Source organism: Nocardioides sp. (assembly GCF_016462705.1).
In the GTDB taxonomy this organism is placed as follows: Bacteria; Actinomycetota; Actinomycetes; order Propionibacteriales; family Nocardioidaceae; genus Nocardioides.
The window spans coordinates 1-7477 of record NZ_JAEMSS010000193.1; the positions used below are offsets into that span (position 1 = coordinate 1).

Here is a 7477-nt window from a genome sequence, read left to right on the forward strand (position 1 = left end):
GGCGTACGGCCTCATGGTCGCGAACATCTGCCCGATGAAGCCGGACGGCGTCCAGCTGAGCAGGGCGAGACGGCCACCTGGCCGCAGGACCCGGACCAGCTCGTCGGCGCTCCGCTGGTGGTGTGGCGCGAACATCACGCCGACGCACGACACGACCACGTCGAACGAGGCGTCCTCGTAGGGCAACGCCTCCGCGTCGCCCTCGTCCCAGCGCAGCCCGACCCCCCGGCCGGCGGCGGCCTGCCGTCCCGCCTCGAGAAGATCGGGCGTCAGGTCACTGGCCACCACGTCGGCGCCGAGCGCCGCGGCGGGGATGGCCGCGTTGCCGGAGCCGGCGGCCACGTCGAGCACGCGGTCCCCAGGCCCCACCCCCGCGGCGGCCGCGAGGACCGGACCGAGAGGAGCGATCACCTCGGTCGCCACGGCGGGGTAGTCACCCATCGCCCACATGGCGCGGTGCTTGGCCTTGAGGGCGGTGTCGTCGACGTCCTGCAGGGACGGTGTCCGGGTCATGGCCCGACCGTAGGGACCCCGACGGGCCGCGGGCATCGGTGCAGCCACGCATCCGCGGCCGTCGTCGGGAGGGGACTACGTACGTGCCAGCCGGGCGACCGCGGCGGCGCGGGCCGAGCGACCGCTCACGCCCAGCTTGGCGTAGACGTTGTGCAGGTGTCGTTCGACGGTGCGCACGCTGAGGTGCAGCGCCGCGGCGATCTCCTCGTTGCCGCACCCGTCGGCGGCCAGGCCCAGGACCTCCCGCTCCCGCGTGGACAGCAGGGCGACACCCTCGTCGCCGCCCGTGAGGTCTTCGTCGCGGCCCAGGAACCCCCGGACCTCGGCCACGAAGACCGGCCAGGCAGGCTCGTCGGCGAGCAGGATGTGGTTGCGGGACTCGAGCGGCACCAGCCGGGCACCGTCGATGTGCGTGGCCAGCAGCCGACCCATCTCGAACTCGTTCATCTGGTCCTCGAGCCCGTGCAGCACCAGCGTCGGGAGGTCGAGCTCGGCGAGCAGGGGGATGCAGTTGGCCTGCGCCCGCTGCTGGCGAGCCAGGTAGGCGGTGGTGGCCGACACCGAGACCCGCTGCAGCTCGTCGAGCCACGACATCTGCTCCTCGGTCGCCCCCGGGATCATCAGCGAGGTGAAGACCCGGCGGAAGGCCGAGTCCTTGCGACCGAAGCCCACCTTGATCATCTGCTCGAAGGTGTGGAAGAGCTCGAGCTCCTCCGGAGTCGGGTCCGGCAGGGCCGCGGCATAGCTGCTGTAGAAGAGCAACCGGGTCACCCGCTCGGGGTGCCGCACGGTGTAGGCGATGGCGGGCGGCCCGCCCTGCGACATCGCCATCAGCGCGAACCGCTCGAAGCCGGCGTCGTCGGCGACCGCCTCGAGGTCGCCCACGCGCGCCTCGAGGCTGTGGTCCTCGACGTCCCAGTCCGAGAGCCCGTGGCCGCGCTCGTCGTAGCGGATCACGGTCGCGAACGAGCCCAGGTCCTCCAGGAAGTGCCGCCACACCGGCGAGTCCCAGTCGTGCTGGAGGTGGCTCAGCCAGCAGGTCGAGACCAGCAGCGGCGGACCGGACCCGTGGACCGCGTAGGCGATCCGCACACCGTCCGGCGCCTCGCAGAAGCGGATCTGCTGGCCCGCAGGCACCTCAGTCCACCCTGTGCAGCCGTCGGGCGGCCTCGGCGATCGAGCCGCTCATCGACGGGTAGACGGTGAAGGCCTGGGCGAGCTGGTCGGCGGTGAGTGACTCGGCGACCGCGATGGAGACGGGGTGGATGAGCTCGCTGGCCCGCGGGCCGACCACGACACCGCCGACGACGATGCCGGTGCCGGGACGGCAGAAGAGCTTGACGAACCCGTCGTGGACGCCCTGCATCTTGGCGCGCGCGTTGCCGGACAGCGGCAGCGTGACGGCCTCGGCCACGATCCCACCGTCGTCGATCGCCTGCTGCGACCACCCGACCGTGGCGATCTCCGGGGCCGTGAAGACGTTGGAGGAGACCTTCTTCAGGTCGAGCGGGTGCACGGCGTCGCCGAGGAAGTGCCACATCGCGATCCGGCCCTGCATGGCGGCGACGCTGGCGAGCATGAGGACCCCCGTGCAGTCGCCGGCGGCGTACACCCCGCGGGCCGAGGTGCGCGAGACCCGGTCCACGTTGACGAAGCCGCCGTCCTTAAGGACCACCCCGGCCTCCTCCAGGCCCAGGTCCGCGGTGTTGGGCACCGAACCGAGCGCCAGGATGCAGTGGGAGCCCTCGACGGTGCGGCCGTCGGTCAGGGTCACGGTGACGACGTCGCCCGACCTCGTCACCGACTCCATCCGGGACTTGGACAGGACCTTCATGCCCCGACGGGTGGAGACCTCCTCCAGCACCGCCGCCGCGTCGGCGTCCTCACCCGGCAGCACCCGGTCGCGCGACGACACGAGCGTCACCGGGATGCCGAGGGCGAGGTAGGCGCTGGCGAACTCGGCGCCGGTCACCCCCGAGCCCACCACGATGAGCTCGGTCGGCACCTCGTGGAGGTCGTAGACCTGCTCCCAGGTGAGGATCCGCTCGCCGTCGGGCTGGGCGCTCGGCAGCGTGCGCGGCGCCGCGCCGGTCGCGACGAGGATGGCGTCGGCGTCGTACGACTCCTCCCCCACGACCACCCGTCCGGGCCCGTCGAGGTGCCCGCGGCCCTGGACGACCCGGACCCCCTCCTTGTCCAGCCGACGGGTGATGTCGGCGGACTGGTCGGCGGCCAGCTTGAGCACCCGGGCGTTGACCCGCGCGAGGTCGACGCGCACCCCGTCGTCGCCGATCATCACGCCGAGCTCGTTGGCGCCGTGGACGTCGCTCATCAGCTCGGCGGTCGCGATCAGGGTCTTGCTCGGGACGCAGTCGGTGAGGACGGCGGAGCCGCCGATCCCGTCGCTGTCGACGACGGTGACCTCCGCGCCCAGCTGGGCGGCGACCAGCGCGGCCTCGTAGCCGCCGGGGCCACCTCCGAGGATGACGACCCGGTCGGTGCTCACGTCGCGTCCCTCACAGGTTGATCATGTGGCCGGCGATGCCCTCGACGGCTTCCTTCATCGCCTCCGACAGGGTCGGGTGCGCGAAGACGTTGCGGGCCACCTCGTCGGCGGTGAGGTCCCACTGCCGGGCGAGGGTCAGGGCGGGGAGCAGCTCGGTGACCTCGGGCCCGATCATGTGCGCGCCGATGATCTCGTTGTACGTCGCGTCGGCCACGATCTTGACGAACCCGACCCCCTCGGCCATGCCGCGGGCCTTGCCGTTGGCCGAGAACGGGAACTGGGCCGTCTTGACGTCGTAGCCCTTCTCCTTGGCCTGCTCCTCGGAGTAGCCGAACGAGGCGATCTGCGGCTGGCAGAACGTCGCCCGCGGGATGAAGTCGAAGTCGATCTCGACGGTCTCCGCCCCCGCGATGGTCTCGGCGGCGACCACGCCCATCGCCTCGGCGGTGTGGGCCAGCATCAGCTTGCCGGTGACGTCGCCGATCGCGTAGATGCCGTCGACGTTGGTGCGGCCCCGGGCGTCGACGGCGATCGCGCCGCGGTCGGTGGTCTCGACACCGGAGGCCTCGAGACCGTAGCCGTCCAGCCGCGGGGCGAAGCCGAACGCCGCCAGGAACTTGTCGGCCTCGATGACCGTGGCGTCGCCTCCGTCGGCCGGGCTGACGGTGACCTTGACCCCGTCGCCGGTGTCCTCGACGCCGTCGACCTTGGTCGACAGCAGCACCTCGACGCCGAGCTTCTTGTACTGCTTGAGGAGCTCCTTCGAGACGTCCTTGTCCTCGGTCGGCACCATCCGGTCGAGGAACTCGACGATCGTGACGTCCACCCCGAAGTTCTTCATCACGTAGGCGAACTCGACGCCGATCGCCCCGGAGCCGCCGATCACGATCTTGCCGGGCAGCTCGGCGTCGAGGATCTGCTCCTCGTAGGTCACCACGTTCGCGCTGACCGACATGCCCGGCAGCATCCGCACCTTCGCGCCGGTGGCGATGATCAGGTTGTCGCAGGTGTAGGTCGCCTTGCTGCCGTCCTTGTCGACCTCGACGGAGTGCTTGCCGTCGGTCGAGCCGGTGATCGTGCCCCAGCCGTCGAGCTCGGTGATCTTGTTCTTCTTCATCAGGTAGTGCACGCCCTTGGCGCTGGCCTCGGCGACGCCGCGGCTGCGCTGGTGGGTCGGGGCGTAGGCCATGGTGGCGTCGCCCTCGATCCCGAACGTCTTCTTCTCGTGGGTGATGATGTGCGCGATCTCGGCGTTGCGCAGCAGCGCCTTCGACGGGATGCAGCCGACGTTGAGGCAGACGCCGCCCCAGTACTTCTCCTCCACCACAGCCACGGTCTTGCCGAGCTGGGCGGCCCGGATCGCGGCGACGTAGCCGCCGGGCCCGGCTCCGAGGACGAGGACGTCGAAGTGGTTGTCTGCGGTCACCGGTCCAGCCTAGTCCGGCCGATACCCTGCTCCTCGATGACCTTGTATGCGGCCTACGGGACCAACCTCGACCCGGAGCGGATGGTCCAGCGCTGCCCCCACTCGCCCCTGCACGCGACCGGCTGGCTGACCGGATGGAGGCTGACCTTCGGCGGCGAGGACCTCGGCTGGGACGGTGCCCTGGCGACGATCGTCCAGGACCCGTTCGGGCAGGTGTTCGTCGCCGTCTACGACGTGACCAAGGAGGACGAGTCGGCGCTCGACAGCTGGGAGTCCGCCGACTCCGGGCTCTACCGCAAGACCAAGGTGCGGGTCTCCACGATGACCGAGGAGCTCGTCGTGTGGACCTACGTGCTGGACGCCTTCGAGGGTGGTCTGCCGTCGGCGTCGTACGTCGGGGTCCTCGCCGAGGCGGCCGAGGCGGCCTCGGCGCCGGCCGACTACGTCGCCGCGCTGCGCTCCCGTCCGTGCCGGTCCCTGGGTAACTAGGGTGAGCGCGTGAGCGAACCGGACCCCTATGCCCTGGCCCAGGAGGCCGCCGCCCGTCTGGCCGAGCTGACAGGGGTCGAGCGCCACGACGTCGCGATGGTGCTGGGCTCGGGGTGGCTGCCCGCCGTCGACGCACTGGGGCCCGCCTCCGCTGAGATCGCCGCCACCGACCTGCCGGGGTTCGGCGAGGCCGCCGTGGCCGGCCACTCGGGCAAGATCCGCTCGCTCGAGGTCGGCGGGGTCAGGGCGCTGGTCTTCCTGAGCCGCACGCACTACTACGAGGGCAAGGGCGTGGCCGCGGTCGTGCACGGCGTACGCACCGCGGGCGCGGCCGGCTGTCGCACCATCGTGCTGACCAACGGCTGCGGCGGTCTCAAGGAGACCTGGACGCCCGGGACGCCCGTCCTCATCAGCGACCACCTCAACCTGACCGGTCGCTCGCCCATCGTCGGGGCGAGGTTCGTCGACCTGACCGACCTCTACAGCAGCCGGCTGCGGGCGCTGGTCAAGGAGATCGACCCGAGCCTGGACGAGGGCGTCTACGCGCAGTTCCCGGGCCCCCACTACGAGACGCCCGCCGAGGTGCGGATGGCGGGGGTGCTGGGCGCGCAGCTGGTCGGGATGAGTACGACGCTCGAGGCGATCGCCGCCCGGGAGGCCGGGATGGAGGTGCTCGGCATCAGCCTGGTCACCAACCTGGCGGCCGGGATCAGCAGCGAGCCGCTCAACCACGAGGAGGTCCTCGAGGCGGGCCGCTCCGCGGCGACCCGGATGGGCGACCTGCTCGGCCGGCTCGTCCCGCAGCTCTGAGGCGGGACGAGCCGACCGCTCGCGAGGACCCGGCCCTCAGACGGCGACCTGCAGCTTCTCCTTGGCTCCGAGGTAGTCGGCCTCCCCGGCATAGACAACCTTGACCTTCCAGGTCCCCTCCCCGAGCTTGGGCAGCTTGACCTTGGCGCGCCCGCCGACCAGCGTCGCCTGCAGCGTGTGCTTCACACCCTGGCGCGACACCTTCACCACGACCTCACCGGACGGCGCCGAGACGCCGGCCGGGCCGGAGACGTCGACGACGAGCTTGCCGCGCTTCGTGGTGGTCGGCTTCTTCTTCCAGCTGCTCGTCAGCGCCGGAGCGGCCTTCGTGACGGTCAGGCCCCGGGTCGCCTGGGCAGGCTGGTGGCCGGCGTCGCCGGAGTAGGCGAACGAGGCCGTGTACTGGCCGGCGGAGAGCGAGGCCGGCACCGTGAACGACACCGTGCCCCCCGCCACGGTCCGGGTCTGCGCGGGGCCGACACCGGTCAGCGTGACCGAGCCCGCGCCCGGCACGGTCGCCGTGAGCGTCGAGGTGGCCCCGAACGCCTTGCTCGTCGCGCCGGCAGTGGTGACGGTCGACGGGGCCGGAGCCGCGGGCTGCAGCTGGGCCCAGTCGATGCCCACCGGGGTCTCGGTGTCCTGGGTGGTCGTCGAGTGCCCGTGCGCCCGCCACGTGTAGACGGAGTAGTCCACGGTCGGGTCGAGATCGTCGGTCGGCGCGTTGAGCGACGTCGAGAACGCGCCGCCGACGATCGCCGAGGACGGGACCCACGCAGCTCCGGCGAAGCTGTCGATGCCGCCCGGCGTCGACACGTCGGGCAGACCCCCGGACGGAGCCAGGCCGACGTAGACGCCGTCGTCACCGGGGTTGCCGTCGGTGCCGGTGAAGCCGGTGCCGGTGACGTCGAGGTCGAGCCCGCCCTCGGGGGACGCCGCGGCCGTCGTGGCGTCCACCGTCATCGGTGCCGCCTGGAACGTGAGGGAGGCCGGCTGCTTCTTGGCATCCGAACCGCTGCCGCTGGCGTAGAAGTGCGCCCTCACCCCCTTGGTGACCTGGCCGAGGAACGCCGGGTTGAACGCCTTGCCGTCCACCGGCTGGCCGCTCGGGATCTCGAGAGCGGTCGCCTCCGCGCTGTCCGCGGGCAGCACCCCGGCCCAGTCCGGCGTGACCGTCATGCTGTCCAGGACGCCCCCCTCGACCCAGGTGGTGGCGTCGAAGGTGGCCACCAGGACCCGGGCGGGGTCGGTGCTCGCCGCGGGCTGCCCCATGCCGGCGGCGTTGGAGGCCGACACGATGGCGGTCATCTCGCCGTTGCCGTCGTCGTCGATCGTGATGACCGGGTCGGCGATGGTCACGGTGTAGTAGGTCGTGGTGGCCATGACGAACGAGCCGGAGACCTGGCCGTCGTAGGTCGCCGTGGTGGTGCCGTTGTCCGGGTTGTAGGCGCCGACGCCCGCCGGGAACCTGACCACCCCGGCGGCGTCCTCGGTCGCACCGTCGGCCAGCACGTGCGTGGACAGGTGGTCGTCGAACTGCTGGGAGACCTCCCAGGTCAGGACCGGAGCCGGGTCGGCGGCCGCGGCCGGCGCGGCCGTGACCGCGACAGCGATCACGCTGAGTGCGGCCGTGCCGAGGGAGCCGGCGAGCGCTGAGGCGAGCGCGCGGCGGGGTGGACTGAGGATCATCGGGGTTTCCTTTCTGGGGTGACGCGGGTCGCGTCACGTGCGGGGGT

Annotated in this window: 7 protein-coding genes; 2 read left to right on the forward strand and 5 right to left on the reverse strand. The window is 71.7% G+C overall.

The features are described from left to right. The 4 genes from JHD21_RS18765 to lpdA form a co-directional block, all read right to left on the reverse strand. The coding region (locus tag JHD21_RS18765; protein WP_292678306.1) for a methyltransferase domain-containing protein at positions 1-513 on the reverse strand (513 nt) is incomplete at its 3' end. Positions 514-588: 75 nt separating this feature from the next. Next, on the reverse strand, positions 589-1650 hold the full coding sequence (locus JHD21_RS18770) for an alpha/beta fold hydrolase (RefSeq protein ID WP_292678308.1): 1062 nt from the start codon (positions 1648-1650) through the stop codon (positions 589-591). A gap of 1 nt (position 1651) precedes the next feature. Then, a complete protein-coding gene (locus JHD21_RS18775; RefSeq protein ID WP_292678310.1) occupies positions 1652-3019 on the reverse strand; it encodes an NAD(P)H-quinone dehydrogenase in 1368 nt (455 codons plus the stop codon). A 10-nt stretch (positions 3020-3029) separates the two neighbouring features. After that, positions 3030-4445, reverse strand: coding sequence for a dihydrolipoyl dehydrogenase (gene lpdA, locus JHD21_RS18780; protein ID WP_292678312.1), 1416 nt, complete (start codon positions 4443-4445; stop codon positions 3030-3032). 36 nt (positions 4446-4481) lie between these two features. Between lpdA and JHD21_RS18785 the strand changes: the two genes are divergently transcribed. Further along, complete coding sequence (locus JHD21_RS18785; RefSeq protein WP_292678314.1) at positions 4482-4934, forward strand: gamma-glutamylcyclotransferase family protein; 453 nt, start codon at positions 4482-4484, stop codon at positions 4932-4934. 9 nt (positions 4935-4943) lie between these two features. Then, positions 4944-5744 carry a purine-nucleoside phosphorylase gene (locus tag JHD21_RS18790; RefSeq protein WP_292678317.1) on the forward strand — a complete coding sequence of 267 codons (801 nt, stop codon included), beginning with the start codon at positions 4944-4946 and terminating at the stop codon, positions 5742-5744. A 36-nt stretch (positions 5745-5780) separates the two neighbouring features. On the opposite strand, the gene JHD21_RS18795 is transcribed toward JHD21_RS18790, so the two are convergent. Beyond that, positions 5781-7430: an HtaA domain-containing protein gene (locus tag JHD21_RS18795; protein ID WP_292678320.1), complete on the reverse strand. Its 1650-nt coding sequence runs from the start codon at positions 7428-7430 to the stop codon at positions 5781-5783. Between the last annotated feature and the right edge of the window lie 47 nt (positions 7431-7477).

Coding starts and splice junctions, on each gene's coding strand:
- JHD21_RS18785 (WP_292678314.1), top strand. CDS start 4,482: ATGACCTTGTATGCGGCCTACGGGACCAACCTCGACCCGGAGCGGATG.
- JHD21_RS18795 (WP_292678320.1), bottom strand. CDS start 7,430: ATGATCCTCAGTCCACCCCGCCGCGCGCTCGCCTCAGCGCTCGCCGGC.